The organism is Nitratireductor sp. B36, assembly GCF_020833685.1.
Lineage (GTDB): Bacteria > Pseudomonadota > Alphaproteobacteria > Rhizobiales > Rhizobiaceae > Nitratireductor.
The window spans coordinates 507,760-520,336 of sequence record NZ_JACKZY010000002.1 but is presented as its reverse complement, the minus strand read 5'-3'; the positions used below and the strand labels follow the sequence as shown (position 1 = coordinate 520,336).

Below are 12,577 nucleotides of genomic sequence, written 5' to 3'. Positions count from 1 at the left end.
GGAGAAGCGCATGCAGAAGCCTGTTGAGCGCGAATGGGCGCTGACCATAGACCCGGAAACCGTGCGCTTGCTGGCAGGCAAAGCGCGCATATTAAGCGCCGCGCTGAACGCAGACTATGATGATGGTCACGAGCGCGAAATCGAGATCGATGGCGATGCTCGTGATCGGCATCAGCATGACGGGCTGATCGAAGAAGAGGAAGAAGACCTCACCGAAGAGGAATTTCGAGAACTGGTGGGTGATCTCAATGTGGATGAGATTGCTGATTTGATAGCGCTGGCATGGGTGGGGCGCGGCGACTACGACGTGAAGGAGTGGTCAACAGCCGTCAGGGACGCCCGCCAGCACGGCGCGAAGCATGTCGCCACCTATCTGCTCGGAATGCCGATGCTTTATGATTGGCTGATAGAAGGCCTGGATGCACTCGGCGTATCGTGAACACTTCGAAACATACCGTTATTTCCCGATAAGCCTAAGTTCCGGCAAACATCCGGCATGATCGCTCTTTCAGCTGTTCGACACGCGCTGCCGGCAATACTGCTTTGCGCTCTGTTCCTGCCTCCTCTCCCGAGCAACGCACGTGCCGCTGAGCCGACCGCCTCCGTTCCCCTACCGGCCACAGGCCCAATACCCAACAGCCGCGGAGAAGTGCGGCGCGAGGAGATGTCGGTCATCGTCCCCATCCCCTCGCCTCGTCCACCAGCAAAAACCGAACCCCAGAAACGTCCGCCCGCGCGGAAGCCAGGCCGGATGCCCGCCAAAGAGGTCGCCTGCCGCCGCGCCCTGACAAAACTTGGTGTTTCGTATTCTGAGCACAAGCCCATAGCAGAGGCTGCCGGTTGCGCAATCGCTCATCCGCTGGAGATCGAACGCCTTTCCGCGAAGATCGCATTACAGCCCAAGGCAACGCTCAATTGCGCGATGGCTCTCACACTCGCTCGTTTCTTCACGGACACAACGCCGCCCCTCACCAGGCGTCACCTCAAACAGCCAATCACAGCCGTTCGGCATGCCTCGGCCTATGTTTGCCGGTCACGCGCTGGGACCCGGAAACTTTCCGAACACGCCTACGGGAACGCCTTCGACATCATGAGCTTCACTTTGGCCGATGGCACTGAACTCGATGTCGCGAAAAAGCCCAACCCCAAAAGCGGAAGCGCACGATTTCTCGATGCCTTCCGCACAGCCGCCTGTGGCCCTTTCAAGACCGTTCTCGGCCCAGGCGCCAATGCAGATCACGCCAACCATTTTCATCTGGACTTGGCTCAACGTCGGAACGACAGCCTCTACTGCAAATAGCTGCCTGCTCGACGCGTCACAATGAGGTCACAGGTCTGAATGCCCCTGCTGACCTTTCCTTTACCTTGTCGGGCTACGGTACCTTCCTTCTGGAAGCGTATAAGGTCGACGGGGCGTGTTCATGGTCGGTATTCGTGTTGGCAACCCGGTTGCAACACCCCTACGTGCACCTCTGCGGCGCGCAGCGGTTGCTGCCACATTTCTGGTTCTTTCTGCCTGCTCCGTCAGCGATGTGATGTCCCCGCGCCCATCGGTAGATATCGGTGTTCAGACTGCAGCGGTGCCGGTCGCGCAACTGGCACCTGCTCCCATCGCACCGGTTCCACAGGTGGCAACACCCTCTGTTTCCACTCCCGCACCTGAAAATGCGAGGGGATTGCAGGCGCTGGTTCCGTCGAATCCGATGATGGTTTCCTATCCGCGCATGACCCTGCCGCGCAGCGAAAGCTCGCCGCGTGTCATGCCAGCAGAAGAAATCGCCTGTCGACGTCGGCTCAAGCGCCTTGGCGTCAAGTATCAGGATCTGGAGCCCATCAACGACGGTGGTGCTTGCCGCATCGATTGGCCCGTCAAAGTCAGTGGCCTTTCCGGCAACATCGAAATGGCGCCAGCCGCCACGCTGAATTGCCAGATGGCGGAAACATTCGCCCGCTGGACAAAAAACGAGCTCGCTCCTGCCGCCCGCAAACGCTATCTCACCGGCATCGGAAAAATCCGGCAAGGCTCAAGCTATTCGTGTCGCCGCATTGCCGGCACCAGCGTTGCTTCGGAGCATTCCAAAGGCAACGCTCTTGACGTAATGAGCATCGAGCTGAAAAGCGGCCGCGAAATCGATGTGCGCAAGCCGGGCTTTTTCGCCTTCCGCGAACGCGGACTGTTGAACTCTGTGCGTGCCGAGGGGTGTGACTATTTCACCACCGTTCTCGGCCCCGGTTACAACTACGATCACCGCGATCACTTTCATTTCGATCTGAAAGGCCGCCGCAACGGCTACCGCGCCTGTAAATAGGGCTTCCACTGCCCACAAGGCAGTCTCGCGCCGTTCATCCCGGAGTGCTAAAGAGCTTTCATGCTCATTGTAGAAATCGCCATACTCTTCGTCCTCATTCTCTTCAATGGTTTCATGGCCATGTCGGAGCTGGCCGTGGTCTCCGCCAGACCTGCCCGGTTGAAATCCCGGGCGGATCAGGGGCAGCGCGGTGCGGCACGGGCCCTCGCCCTCTCGGCTGATCCGGGGCGTTTCCTTTCGACGGTCCAGATCGGCATAACGCTCGTGGGTGTGCTCTCCGGCGCCTTTTCCGGCGCGACGCTCGGCACGCGTCTGTCCGATTGGCTTATCCTGCAAGGTGTGTCGGAAGGCTTGGCAAATCCGCTCGGCGTAGGCCTTGTGGTGGCTCTCATCACCTATGTGTCGCTGATCGTCGGCGAACTTGTTCCAAAGCAGATCGCACTCAAGAACGCTGAAGGCATCGCCGTCAAGGTTGCGCCGATCATGGGTCTCCTGTCACGCATCACCCTGCCGCTCGTGTGGCTGCTGGATGTGTCGGGGCGGCTGGTCCTTGCATTGCTCGGCCAGAGCGCGGAGTCAAAACAACGGGTGACCGATGAGGAAATCCGCACGCTTATCGCCGAAGCCGAAACCAGCGGCACCATTGAATCCGATGAACGCCGCATGATTGCCGGCGTCATGCGGCTTGCCGATCGCAAGGCGCGCGCCATCATGACCCCGCGTGGTGAGATCGACTGGCTGGATCTTACAGCGAATGAAAAGGCATTGGCGGAGGATGTCAAAAGGTCCGGCCACTCCCTCTTGCCCGCTGGCGATGGTTCGGTCGACGAGATAAAAGGCGTCGTCAAATTGCGCGATCTTCTTGCTGCCCAGCTATCGGGGGAAGCGCTGGACATCCGGGCGCATGTTCTGCCCGCCCCGATCGTGCATGACATGGCCGACGCGCTCAATGTACTTTCCGTTCTTCGAGAGGCCGCTATCCCGATGGCGCTGGTGCACGATGAGCACGGCCATTTCGAAGGCATCATCACCCCATCCGATATTCTCGAAGCAATCGCCGGAATTTTCCGTGCGGATGCCGAGGAAGGTGAGCTGGACATCGTTGAGCGCGCCGACGGCTCCTGGCTGCTTCCCGGCTCCATGCCTGCCGACGAGATGGCCGATCATCTTGGCTTCAATCTCCCGGCCGAGCGCACCTACACCACGCTCGCCGGCTTCCTGCTCAACGAATTCACGCATTTGCCGAAGACCGGTGAAAGCGTCGATGCCATGGGCTGGCGTTTCGAAGTCATGGATCTGGACAACCGCCGGATCGACCGCGTGCTCGCCACAAAAATCGAAGCATCGACGGAGGCGTAAGCCTCAATCTTCCGGCGGAACCGGTGTGGGCTTGCCATTGGCATCAAGCGCTACCATGACGAAATCCGCATGGGTGACCATTTCCATGGTCGGTGACAGATAACGCTGTGCCCACGCTTCCACCTTGAGCCGGATTGATGTCCGCCCCACCCCTTCGATATGGGTGTAGATGCACAGGGTATCGCCCACCTTCATCGGCTTGGCGAAGGCCATTTCTTTCACGCCGGCCGTGACCACGCGTCCATGGGCGCGTTCGGCAGCTCGAATGCCGCTCGCGAGATCCATTTGCGCCATCACCCAGCCGCCGAAAATATCGCCTGCGGCATTCGCGTCACCGGGCATCGCCTGCGTGCGTAGCGTCAAATCTCCAGTGGGTGTTTCCGGTGCATTCATCGTTTGTCGTTCCCCTTTTTGATTTACATCCGGCCTATCTCCACGCCCGCTTCCGGTCAACAAACGCTAGCGCATGGCACCTCTTCCAATGACGCATGGTTTCGCTTCGATGTCGCATCTGCGTTGCACCAAAGACAAACTTCCGGCTTTAATCCGGTTTGCACGCATTCCAGCGAGGTTTCCATGCAGATCAAGGCCGCCGTATGCCGGGAGTTCGGCAAACCCCTCTCGATTGAAACGCTTGAACTTTCCCCGCCCCGCCAGGGTGAAGTTCTCGTCGACCTGAAGGCCTGCGCAATCTGCCACTCCGACATCTCCTATGCCGAAGGTGCCTGGGGCGGCGATCTTCCGGCAGTCTATGGTCACGAGGCCGCCGGCGTGGTTTCAGCGATCGGTCCTGGAGTTACTGGTGTGGCGCCGGGCGATCATGTTGTCGTCACGCTGATCCGCTCCTGTGGCCATTGCCATTATTGCGCGCGTCAGAGCCTCGTCATGTGCGAAGAGGTGTTCCCGCTCGATCAGCAGGGGCCACTCACCTTCACCAATGGCGACGCATGTGAACAGGGGCTGCGCACCGGCGCCTTTGCCGAGAAGGTGGTCGTTCACGAAAGTCAACTCGCTCATATCCCAACCGATATGCCGTTCGACGTCGCGTCGCTTCTTGCCTGCGGCGTCATCACCGGCTTTGGCGCAGTCGCCAACACAGCGCGGGTGTCGGCTGGCCATGCTGTGGCTGTCATCGGTTGTGGTGGCGTCGGGCTCAATGCCGTTCAGGGTGCGGCACTTGCCGGCGCGAGCCCGGTCATCGCGCTCGACCTGAGTGAAGACAAACTCGCGGCAGCGCGCGATTTCGGCGCCACCCACGCGTTCAGCCCCGCTGACCCCGATCACACGAAGGCGATCAAAGCGCTTACACAGGGGCGCGGCGTGGACTTCGTGTTCGTTACAGTCGGCGTCGAATCAGCCCTGGCAAGCGCCCCGCGCTATATCACCCGCAACGGCTCTGTCATCGTGGTTGGCATGCCGGCCAACGGCGTGCGCATCCCCTATGACCCGGGAAAGCTGGCGGCCCTCAACCAGAAAATCATCGGTTCCAAGATGGGTGAAACCCGGCTCCGACACGACATACCCATCCTTGTCGAGCATTATCAAAAGGGCCGGTTGAAGCTCGATGAACTCATCACCGGTCGCTACCGGCTTGAAGACATCAATGAGGCGATTGCCGCAGTAAACAATGGCCAGGCCCTACGCAACGTGCTGGTTTTCGAATGAAGATCGCGGACGCCAAAACCTTCGTCACCGCAAACCAGCCTCCGTATGTGGGCGGTCGCTACTTCATCTTCGTGAAGCTCGTCACCGATGGCGGTGTGGTTGGTTACGGCGAAGCCTATTCCGCCGCCTTCAGTCCACACCTCACCGCGCGCATGATCGAAGACGTGGCCGAACGATACCTGATCGGTTACGACCCGCACGACATCGAAACCTTCTTTCGCCGTGCCTATTCCTCCGGCTTCAGTCAGCGGCCCGATCCGACTTTGATGAGTTGCGTGTCAGCCCTGGAAATGGCGTGCTGGGACATCATCGGCAAAGAGGCGGGCAAACCGGTCTACAAGCTGCTCGGCGGAAAGGTGCAAGAGCGGCTGCGCAGCTACACCTATCTCTACCCTGCCACGGGCAGCGCCGTACCGGACGAGACGGATAGCGAACGCAATGTCTACAACGATCCCGACCTTGCCGCCGAAGCCGCATTGGCCTGCCTTGCGCAGGGTTTTGACGCGGTCAAATTCGATCCGGCGGGCCCATACACCGCCTTCGGCGGCCATCAACCGCGCCAGAGCGATATCGACCTTTCCATACGCATGGTTGCCGCGGTGCGCGAAGCTGTCGGCACGCGCGCCGACATCCTGTTCGGCACCCACGGCCAGTTCACACCGTCGGGTGCGATCCGCATGGCACGAGCGCTCGAGCCCTATGATCCGCTCTGGTTCGAGGAGCCTGTTCCTCCGGACAGTCCCGAAGCCATGGCGCAGGTCGCACGTGCAACCACGATCCCAATCGCCACGGGGGAAAGACTCACCACGAAGTATGAATTTGCACAGCTTCTCAGCCTCGGCGCTGCCGGCATCTTTCAGCCCAATCTTGGCCGGTCAGGCGGCCTGCTTGAAACGAAGAAAATCGCCGCGATGGCGGAAGCCCACCACGTCCAGATCGCACCGCATTGCTATTGCGGCCCCATCATTGCCGCGGCAAACATTCAGCTCGCCACCACACTTCCCAATTTTCTGATCCTTGAAGCGATCCGAACCTTCGATGGTTTCCACGCGCAACTGCTGAAAAAGAAAATCACCTGGGAGGATGGTTTTGTCATTCCGTCGCGCGACCCCGGCCTTGGCGTCGAACTCGATGAAACCATTGCAGAGGCCAACCCCTACAACGGGACTGATTTGCACTTGGAAATGCAGCAGACGCCGCTTTAGCGAAGGCAATTCATTGGAAAAGATGGCTGCCCTGCCCGCGTTGCGGATTTGGAGATATATGGCAAAGGCACAGTGAAATTCAGCGCTTGGAGAAGCGTTGGCTCACCGCACAGAACGGAAGAATTCGATTCTTGTTCAGACACTTGCCGCCGCAAACGGACTCATCTCAGGAACAACCTGAATCAACACGTGAACAAGTTGAATCAACACATGAAGTTGACCGTTGCAGCCCCGCTCCACAAACCACGGAGCAGTTAACGTCTGCCTAACAGAAGGGGCACAGATCGTTCCAGCAACGCCCACCCACCTGGCGCCCATCCAAGTGCACGAAGACGTTCCGTTTTCATGGCGTTGACCGCATCTCGATCGGCGGCGGGCGGCAGTGGATTCTCACTGCCGGTCTCGCGAGCGACCAGCGCTAGAAGTTCACTGCGATCGAGGGTCAGATCCGACACATTGAAAAGACCCGACGCGATTTTTTCCGCGGGCGAGGTCAACAATATGCGCACAGCCGATCCGACATCCTCACCATGAACCTCCGTCGCGATGCGCGGTGTGATCTCACGGCCCGACAAATAGTCCTCAAAGAGGCTCTCCCACTTGTGAGATCGTCCAGTTCCGGCCGGCCCGTACACACCGGTAACCCGCAGACTTACGCCGGAAAAACCGTCTCCGGAAAGTTGGGAAAGCGCTTCTTCGGCGGCAAGTTTCACCTCCCCATAGAGCGTGTCGGGACGGCAGGCATCGGTCTCATCGAGCATCGCTCCCGGCTTGCGGGGCCCGTAAACGGCCCGGGTCGAAAGAAACACCGTTCGCGCCACACCCGCCGCCCGCGCAGCGCGGAACATGGCAATGCTTCCCTCGAGATTGCGTCGACGAAACCCCGCCGCATCATCGCCCTCCCCGCCCCGGTACCGGCCGGGCAGGTGGTCGAAGGCCGCATGCACGAAGAAATCCGCCCCCTCGAACAGAGTCGTCAAGATGGATGTCGGCTCAAGCGTCATGGGCGCAAATGCGACCGCCCCTGAAAAAAGACCTTCCCGAGGTGCGTTTCGGCCAATCACCGTCACCCGATGACCTGCGGCCAGCAGCGCCTCGACAATGAAACGGCCGACCAGCCCTGTCCCGCCGGAAACGATACTGTGGGGCCCACTCATGGCGAGGGGTTCGCCAGCGTCTCAACATCGGGGATGTTCTCACCCGAATGGAAGGCGTGCCAAAGATCGATCAGAGGACCCAGCTCCGCGGCTTTCGGATGATCCTGCTCCCAAGGCTTTTCATACTGATAGTGAACCACGGAAACAGAGTTCCAGTCCCAGAGCGCCGGGAGGTTGAACCACACATATTGCAGCATGTTGAAAAACACCGGCAGACCGTGCCAGTGCGGAAAATACGCCTGCAAGAAGGTCTGGTCGGTCCGCCGCCAGAACGCTTCGGGCTGATCCAGTCGCGCAAGCATGGCGGCAAAACTCGCTTCGGAAGGCGTTGCTACAAACACGCCTGAATTCAGCCGGTGAAAATCCGCAAGGCTCTCATAGACATTGGGCGCGGCGGAGAATTCCGGGTAACCGAACAGCCGGTCGATATTGCGCACCACCACCGCGTCGGCGTCGATGAACACGACCCGTTCATACTCGGTCAACTGCCACAGCCTGAGCTTGGCGAAATTGTCGAGCGGGGTGTGAAAACTCGGCTTGTTGCCCTTGGTGAAGGGCGCATTCGCGTGAAGCCGCGCGCGCTGATGCCGCTCGTTGAAGGCATCTGAAGTGGGCAGAAGCTCCGCCGGCACCAGACGCGCGCCGAGCGCAGCCAGCGGCTTCAGCGCCTGGGCGGGAGCTCCACCGGTGTGCATCACCACGAGATCGGCATCTGTTTCCGTCAGCCGCAGCGAGCGCACCAGAGCCAGCGCGCCCATCGCATAATCTTCGTTGGTGACAAGCGTCACATAGGCGTGTTTCGACATGAAAGCCGTCGCTTAGCCCACGCTCTTGAGCCGCTTGCCTTCCGGATCGCGCTCGATGGTGGGCGCGATGTCCTTGGTCCAGGCGGACACGGCCGGGATGCGCGAGCGGTCGACGCGATAATCGAACTTCTTCGCCACATCGACGACCTCGGCCAGAAGCCCTTCTTCCAGCGTGATCGGGTTGAGGCCGAGCGACAGGAACTTGTCGTTTCTCACGACCAGATCGTTTTCCGCCGCTTCCTTGCGCGGGTTCGGCAGGTACGCGACCTTCGCGCCCGTCATGCGCGCGATGAGTTCCGCCAGGTCACGCACCCGGTGCGTTTCCGTCATCTGGTTGAAGATTTCCACGCGGTCGCCCCGCTTCGGCGGATTGTTCAATGCGATCTCGACGCAGCGCACCGAATCCTGAATGTGGATGAACGCCCGCGTCTGGCCGCCCGTGCCGTGCACAGTCAGCGGATAACCGATCGCCGCCTGGATCAGGAAGCGGTTCAGCACTGTTCCGTAGTCACCATCATAGTCGAAGCGGTTGATAAGCTGCGCATGGAGCTTCGTTTCTTCCGTGTGCGTGCCCCACACAATGCCCTGATGCAGGTCGGTGATGCGCACGCCATCGTTCTTGGCGTAGAACTGGAAGAGAAGCTGATCCAGCGACTTCGTCATGTGGTAGATCGAGCCCGGATTGGTCGGGTACAGGATTTCCTGCGACGCCGTCTCGCCCGAAAGCGTCTCCACGCCCACCGGGAGATAGCCTTCCGGAATTGCCGCGCCAACCGAGGAATAGCCATAAACGCCCATTGTGCCCAGATGGACGAGATGTGCATCGAGGCCTATCTCCGTCATTGCGTTGAGCAGATTGTGGGTCGCGTTGACGTTGTTGTTGACAGTGTAGTTCTTGTGGCGGTCGCTCTTCATCGAATAGGGCGCGGCGCGCTGCTCGGCAAAATGCACGATGGCATCGGGCCTGTGCTCGGCAAGCCATGCCTTCAGCACATCATAGTCGCGCGCCAGGTCGATCAGATGGAAGCGGATGCGACGGCCCGTTTCCTGATGCCAGATGCGGGTGCGCTCCTGAATGGAGTCCATGGGCGTCAGCGACTGGACACCGAGCTCGGTATCGATCCACCGCCGGGACAGATTGTCGATGATGTGGATCTCGTGCCCACGGGCCGACAGGTGAAGCGAGGTCGGCCAGCCGACGAACCCATCGCCGCCAAGAACTGCAATCTTCATGAAATTCCGCCTCCGGTCATCGATGCATAAGGCAAGGGAACCGGACCGATTCCCTTCTCGAAAGCCCCCTTAGCATTGTTTTATGACAGTTTGTTCCGAAAGGACAAACCCGAACAAGAAAGCCGGCCTCCTGTGGAGACCGGCTCCCGTCCGGAGGGACGAACGGGCAGGGTTACATTTGCGCTTCGACGGAGGTCACCTCATTTGTCGTGTCGTCAATTGTCAGCGTCACCGTGGCGCCTGCAGCAACATTGGCGAGATCGACGCCCTCACCGGCGGTGTAGACGGTACCGTCATCGAGAGCGATCGTTCTCGTCGCAACATCGATGGAAGCCACCGTTCCCTGAACTTCGGCGGCGTAGGCCGAAAGCGTGAGGAAACCGGTTGCGGCAAGGGCTGCGAGGATTTTTTTCATGGAGGGAACTCCTTTGCTGTGTACATGCCGACCCGATCCCCGTTGACAGTTTTGGGGGAGCCGGAAACCAGGTCGGCGAGAAAAAGGTGGTGCGGGATGCCGGAAATCTCAAATCAAACGGGGTGACCGCTTTAAACACGTCGCCTGCCCAAGCTTTGCCGCAATCTCCCGATCCGCCGGCCATCGTCGGTCGTATAACGCAGGATCCCCGGATTGGTTCATCCTCCAGCGGCTAAAAACCGACAAAATCCGGACAAGCCGTGTTCACGACCTGCCCGAATTTTCAACGCACGCGGCGGCGGCGCGGTCAAATCGAGTAACCGCGCAGCATTTCGGCGTGAACCGTTCACAGGCGACAACGATGGTGGTAGCCGTCATATCCAAGGAAGGTGTCGCTGTACTCGTCATAGGAGCGGTAGCGGGCATAGCAGCGCGCCACATGCCGATCCCAGGCCGAGGCACGGCCATAGACCGGCGCAGGACCGTAGTACCGGGCTCGCGAGTCCGCGATCAGGCCACCGGCGATGAAACCGCCAAGCCCGGCGATGGCCGCAGCCTCGCCCGGAGACAGACTGCCTGCGCGGCTTTCCACGCTGACGGTTGAAAGTGCCGTTGCGGCAAGAGTGATGGCCATCAGGCCTTTTGCAATGGTGCGTTTCAGGGACATTTCATCATCCTCCTTTGGGATTGATGGCCGGCCACTTCGGCCGTCCGATACCCTTCTGTCGCGGGAGGAACGAGGAAGGTTCACGCCTTGCTGTTTTTTTTCTGCGGGCCCGTCGCGGCCTCGCAACATAGATTCGCCATAATAGACACGGGAAATAAACCTGTTACCGTGTAAGGCGAAGGACGAGCAGACGGCGACGTTGGAGGTGTCACACGCTGACTGCAACTTCCCACGGCAGAGGAGGGCCGGACATGGCCAAGCCTGGAGTACTGCACAAAAGCGCTGGCATCTTCGATGCAGAGGAAATGGCCGCGATGGAGAATGCCATTGAGGCCGTGTGTGCCGAACTTGGCATAAGACGGAGCGATAGCGCCTCCCGTGAACGGGTCGCCGGACATGTGATGCGGTCGTGGGCGAGCGGACACCGCCTGCCATTGAACCTGGTTCAGGCCGGACTGGACAGCGCCGCCAGGTTCGAAGCCTAAGAGGCACATCCACCCGGACCTGAGAGCCGCACGCGCAGAAAGACATGCTGGCGTTTCCCTGTCAGACGGTTCTTGATGCAAGCTTTTTGCCGGCCTCCTCGAGGCCCTGTTTCCGTGTCGGCACGCTGCATGCCTGCGTTCCATACCGCGTCATTTCCATGAAATGCAAAGACCGCTCACAATCATAGATCCAGCACAAAACGACGCCCAGCCAGGCAGCATGGAGCCGCGAGACCTCGCTATCGCTCCAGTTCGAAAAACAGTCCGCGTCCAGCGGCGCATCCGCCCCTGCCTGACACATACCAGCGCGGCGGCACCGCCGTTTTGAACAATGCTGCGGCCTCTCGGCCTGCCCCGCGAGATAGCGGAACACCACCTGCATTTCCTCGTGCGGCCATTCGGGCGGGCAAATGGGCAAAAGTGGCTTGATGCCCTTCTCATCCATTAGCGTGTCGCGAATCTTCACAAGGCTGCGGATGATCTCGAGCAGCTGCTCATTGGCGTCGGTCTTCGCCGGCGATTTTCTGGTTTTGCGTTGCATTTGGGGCCTCCCTTCTTTTGCGTTGACGATTTGAGAAAAAGGTCGTTGCGGGTTCCTGTTGACCGGTCGTGTGCTTGCGCATTCTGCCAATGGGCCCCGGGTAGCCTGCGACTTTCGGGATGACGGCCTCCTTCTCCCCGTTTGCGGGGAGAAGGTCCCGGCAGGGGATGAGGGGCGGGCGGGGCCTTGCGAGCTTTTCCACCGCTGTCGGTATCCCGGCCACTCACGGCGCTCGCCCCTCATCCTCACCTTCTCCCCGCCTGCGGGGAGAAGGGGCGTTTGGTGTTGGCGGGCATTCTGCAGAGGGGGCAGGCATTTCGGGCAGGCTCCATCGTTGCCGCGCGGGGTTGCCGCCGGGGTTTGCGTGGTTCGGGAAACGGGGCGCGTTTTTCGTGCCTCTCTGTTGGAATTGAAGTGGCGCGAAAAGCGCGCCCCGCCGGCCGCTGTCCCGTCTGCCGACCGGTCACTCGGGCAAACGTCGCCCTAGCGGCTTTTCCGCAACCGACATGATGCCGGCCGCCGGCCTTTCGCGGGCCCTCACAGGCCCCGGGTCACCGAACCCGAGGGGGAGGCTGCCGTCGCCCCTCCTGATCCCCGGCTCCGGACCCGGTTCCCGACAGGGGTGATGGGGGAAGTGTAGTGGAGGTTTTGGGGGTGGGGAGAAAAGAGCGAATAGGGAGTAGCGAATAGCGAGTAGGGAATGCGCTTCGCCAACGTCGTCTCCTATGGCTTGAC

The 12,577-nt window shown here is 60.2% G+C and carries 14 protein-coding genes; 7 read left to right on the top strand and 7 right to left on the bottom strand.

The genetic code is table 11. The annotated features are described in order from the left end of the window. Nucleotides 1–10 precede the first annotated feature (10 nt). From H7H48_RS09160 to H7H48_RS09145, 4 genes are all read left to right on the top strand, one after another. Nucleotides 11–439: a DUF3775 domain-containing protein gene (locus H7H48_RS09160; RefSeq protein ID WP_229448746.1), complete on the top strand. Its 429-nt coding sequence runs from the start codon at nt 11–13 to the stop codon at nt 437–439. A 312-nt stretch (nt 440–751) separates the two neighbouring features. Further along, on the top strand, nt 752–1,300 hold the full coding sequence (locus H7H48_RS09155; RefSeq protein ID WP_229448745.1) for an extensin family protein: 549 nt from the start codon (nt 752–754) through the stop codon (nt 1,298–1,300). 121 nt (nt 1,301–1,421) lie between these two features. Beyond that, nucleotides 1,422–2,309 carry an extensin family protein gene (locus tag H7H48_RS09150; RefSeq protein ID WP_229448744.1) on the top strand — a complete coding sequence of 296 codons (888 nt, stop codon included), beginning with the start codon at nt 1,422–1,424 and terminating at the stop codon, nt 2,307–2,309. Between the two features lie 60 nt (nt 2,310–2,369). Beyond that, the gene (locus tag H7H48_RS09145) at nt 2,370–3,668 is read left to right on the top strand and encodes a hemolysin family protein (RefSeq protein ID WP_229448743.1); all 1,299 of its coding nucleotides are present in this window, start codon (nt 2,370–2,372) and stop codon (nt 3,666–3,668) included. Nucleotides 3,669–3,671: 3 nt separating this feature from the next. Here H7H48_RS09145 and H7H48_RS09140 read toward each other — a convergent pair whose 3' ends face one another. After that, nucleotides 3,672–4,061, bottom strand: a complete 390-nt coding sequence (locus tag H7H48_RS09140; RefSeq protein WP_229448742.1) for an acyl-CoA thioesterase — start codon at nt 4,059–4,061, stop codon at nt 3,672–3,674. Between the two features lie 183 nt (nt 4,062–4,244). Between H7H48_RS09140 and H7H48_RS09135 the strand changes: the two genes are divergently transcribed. Beyond that, nucleotides 4,245–5,333, top strand: coding sequence for a Zn-dependent alcohol dehydrogenase (locus H7H48_RS09135; protein ID WP_229448741.1), 1,089 nt, complete (start codon nt 4,245–4,247; stop codon nt 5,331–5,333). Then, nucleotides 5,330–6,538, top strand: coding sequence for a mandelate racemase/muconate lactonizing enzyme family protein (locus tag H7H48_RS09130; protein WP_229448739.1), 1,209 nt, complete (start codon nt 5,330–5,332; stop codon nt 6,536–6,538). The genes H7H48_RS09135 and H7H48_RS09130 overlap by 4 nt, the downstream gene beginning before the upstream one ends. Before the next feature lie 254 nt (nt 6,539–6,792). Here the strand turns inward: H7H48_RS09130 and H7H48_RS09125 are convergent, their stop codons facing one another. The 5 genes from H7H48_RS09125 to H7H48_RS09105 all read right to left on the bottom strand — a co-directional run bounded on the left by H7H48_RS09125 (nt 6,793) and on the right by H7H48_RS09105 (nt 10,816). Further along, complete coding sequence (locus H7H48_RS09125) at nt 6,793–7,695, bottom strand: NAD(P)-dependent oxidoreductase (protein ID WP_229448737.1); 903 nt, start codon at nt 7,693–7,695, stop codon at nt 6,793–6,795. Continuing rightward, on the bottom strand, nt 7,692–8,501 hold the full coding sequence (locus tag H7H48_RS09120; RefSeq protein WP_229448735.1) for a glycosyltransferase: 810 nt from the start codon (nt 8,499–8,501) through the stop codon (nt 7,692–7,694). Before H7H48_RS09120 ends, H7H48_RS09125 begins: the two co-directional genes overlap by 4 nt. Before the next feature lie 12 nt (nt 8,502–8,513). Continuing rightward, nucleotides 8,514–9,734, bottom strand: a complete 1,221-nt coding sequence (locus H7H48_RS09115; RefSeq protein WP_229448734.1) for an NAD-dependent epimerase/dehydratase family protein — start codon at nt 9,732–9,734, stop codon at nt 8,514–8,516. A gap of 172 nt (nt 9,735–9,906) precedes the next feature. Further along, a complete protein-coding gene (locus tag H7H48_RS09110) occupies nt 9,907–10,149 on the bottom strand; it encodes a DUF1344 domain-containing protein (protein ID WP_229448733.1) in 243 nt (80 codons plus the stop codon). A 346-nt stretch (nt 10,150–10,495) separates the two neighbouring features. Next, nucleotides 10,496–10,816, bottom strand: coding sequence for a BA14K family protein (locus tag H7H48_RS09105; RefSeq protein ID WP_229448732.1), 321 nt, complete (start codon nt 10,814–10,816; stop codon nt 10,496–10,498). A gap of 251 nt (nt 10,817–11,067) precedes the next feature. Here H7H48_RS09105 and H7H48_RS09100 point away from each other — a divergent pair, with 251 nt between their 5' ends. Beyond that, nucleotides 11,068–11,301 (top strand): hypothetical protein, encoded by a 234-nt coding sequence (locus H7H48_RS09100; protein ID WP_229448731.1) that lies wholly within the window; start codon nt 11,068–11,070, stop codon nt 11,299–11,301. A 61-nt stretch (nt 11,302–11,362) separates the two neighbouring features. Here the strand turns inward: H7H48_RS09100 and H7H48_RS09095 are convergent, their stop codons facing one another. Further along, on the bottom strand, nt 11,363–11,842 hold the full coding sequence (locus H7H48_RS09095) for a hypothetical protein (RefSeq protein WP_229448730.1): 480 nt from the start codon (nt 11,840–11,842) through the stop codon (nt 11,363–11,365). Between the last annotated feature and the right edge of the window lie 735 nt (nt 11,843–12,577).

Excerpts from the sequence above, each read along its gene's own strand:
- H7H48_RS09160 (WP_229448746.1), top strand. The coding sequence starts at position 11 with ATGCAGAAGCCTGTTGAGCGCGAATGGGCGCTGACCATAGACCCGGAA.
- H7H48_RS09155 (WP_229448745.1), top strand. The coding sequence starts at position 752 with ATGCCCGCCAAAGAGGTCGCCTGCCGCCGCGCCCTGACAAAACTTGGT.
- H7H48_RS09150 (WP_229448744.1), top strand. The coding sequence starts at position 1,422 with ATGGTCGGTATTCGTGTTGGCAACCCGGTTGCAACACCCCTACGTGCA.
- H7H48_RS09145 (WP_229448743.1), top strand. The coding sequence starts at position 2,370 with ATGCTCATTGTAGAAATCGCCATACTCTTCGTCCTCATTCTCTTCAAT.
- H7H48_RS09140 (WP_229448742.1), bottom strand. The coding sequence starts at position 4,061 with ATGAATGCACCGGAAACACCCACTGGAGATTTGACGCTACGCACGCAG.
- H7H48_RS09135 (WP_229448741.1), top strand. The coding sequence starts at position 4,245 with ATGCAGATCAAGGCCGCCGTATGCCGGGAGTTCGGCAAACCCCTCTCG.
- H7H48_RS09130 (WP_229448739.1), top strand. The coding sequence starts at position 5,330 with ATGAAGATCGCGGACGCCAAAACCTTCGTCACCGCAAACCAGCCTCCG.
- H7H48_RS09125 (WP_229448737.1), bottom strand. The coding sequence starts at position 7,695 with ATGAGTGGGCCCCACAGTATCGTTTCCGGCGGGACAGGGCTGGTCGGC.
- H7H48_RS09120 (WP_229448735.1), bottom strand. The coding sequence starts at position 8,501 with ATGTCGAAACACGCCTATGTGACGCTTGTCACCAACGAAGATTATGCG.
- H7H48_RS09115 (WP_229448734.1), bottom strand. The coding sequence starts at position 9,734 with ATGAAGATTGCAGTTCTTGGCGGCGATGGGTTCGTCGGCTGGCCGACC.
- H7H48_RS09110 (WP_229448733.1), bottom strand. The coding sequence starts at position 10,149 with ATGAAAAAAATCCTCGCAGCCCTTGCCGCAACCGGTTTCCTCACGCTT.
- H7H48_RS09105 (WP_229448732.1), bottom strand. The coding sequence starts at position 10,816 with ATGTCCCTGAAACGCACCATTGCAAAAGGCCTGATGGCCATCACTCTT.
- H7H48_RS09100 (WP_229448731.1), top strand. The coding sequence starts at position 11,068 with ATGGCCAAGCCTGGAGTACTGCACAAAAGCGCTGGCATCTTCGATGCA.
- H7H48_RS09095 (WP_229448730.1), bottom strand. The coding sequence starts at position 11,842 with ATGCAACGCAAAACCAGAAAATCGCCGGCGAAGACCGACGCCAATGAG.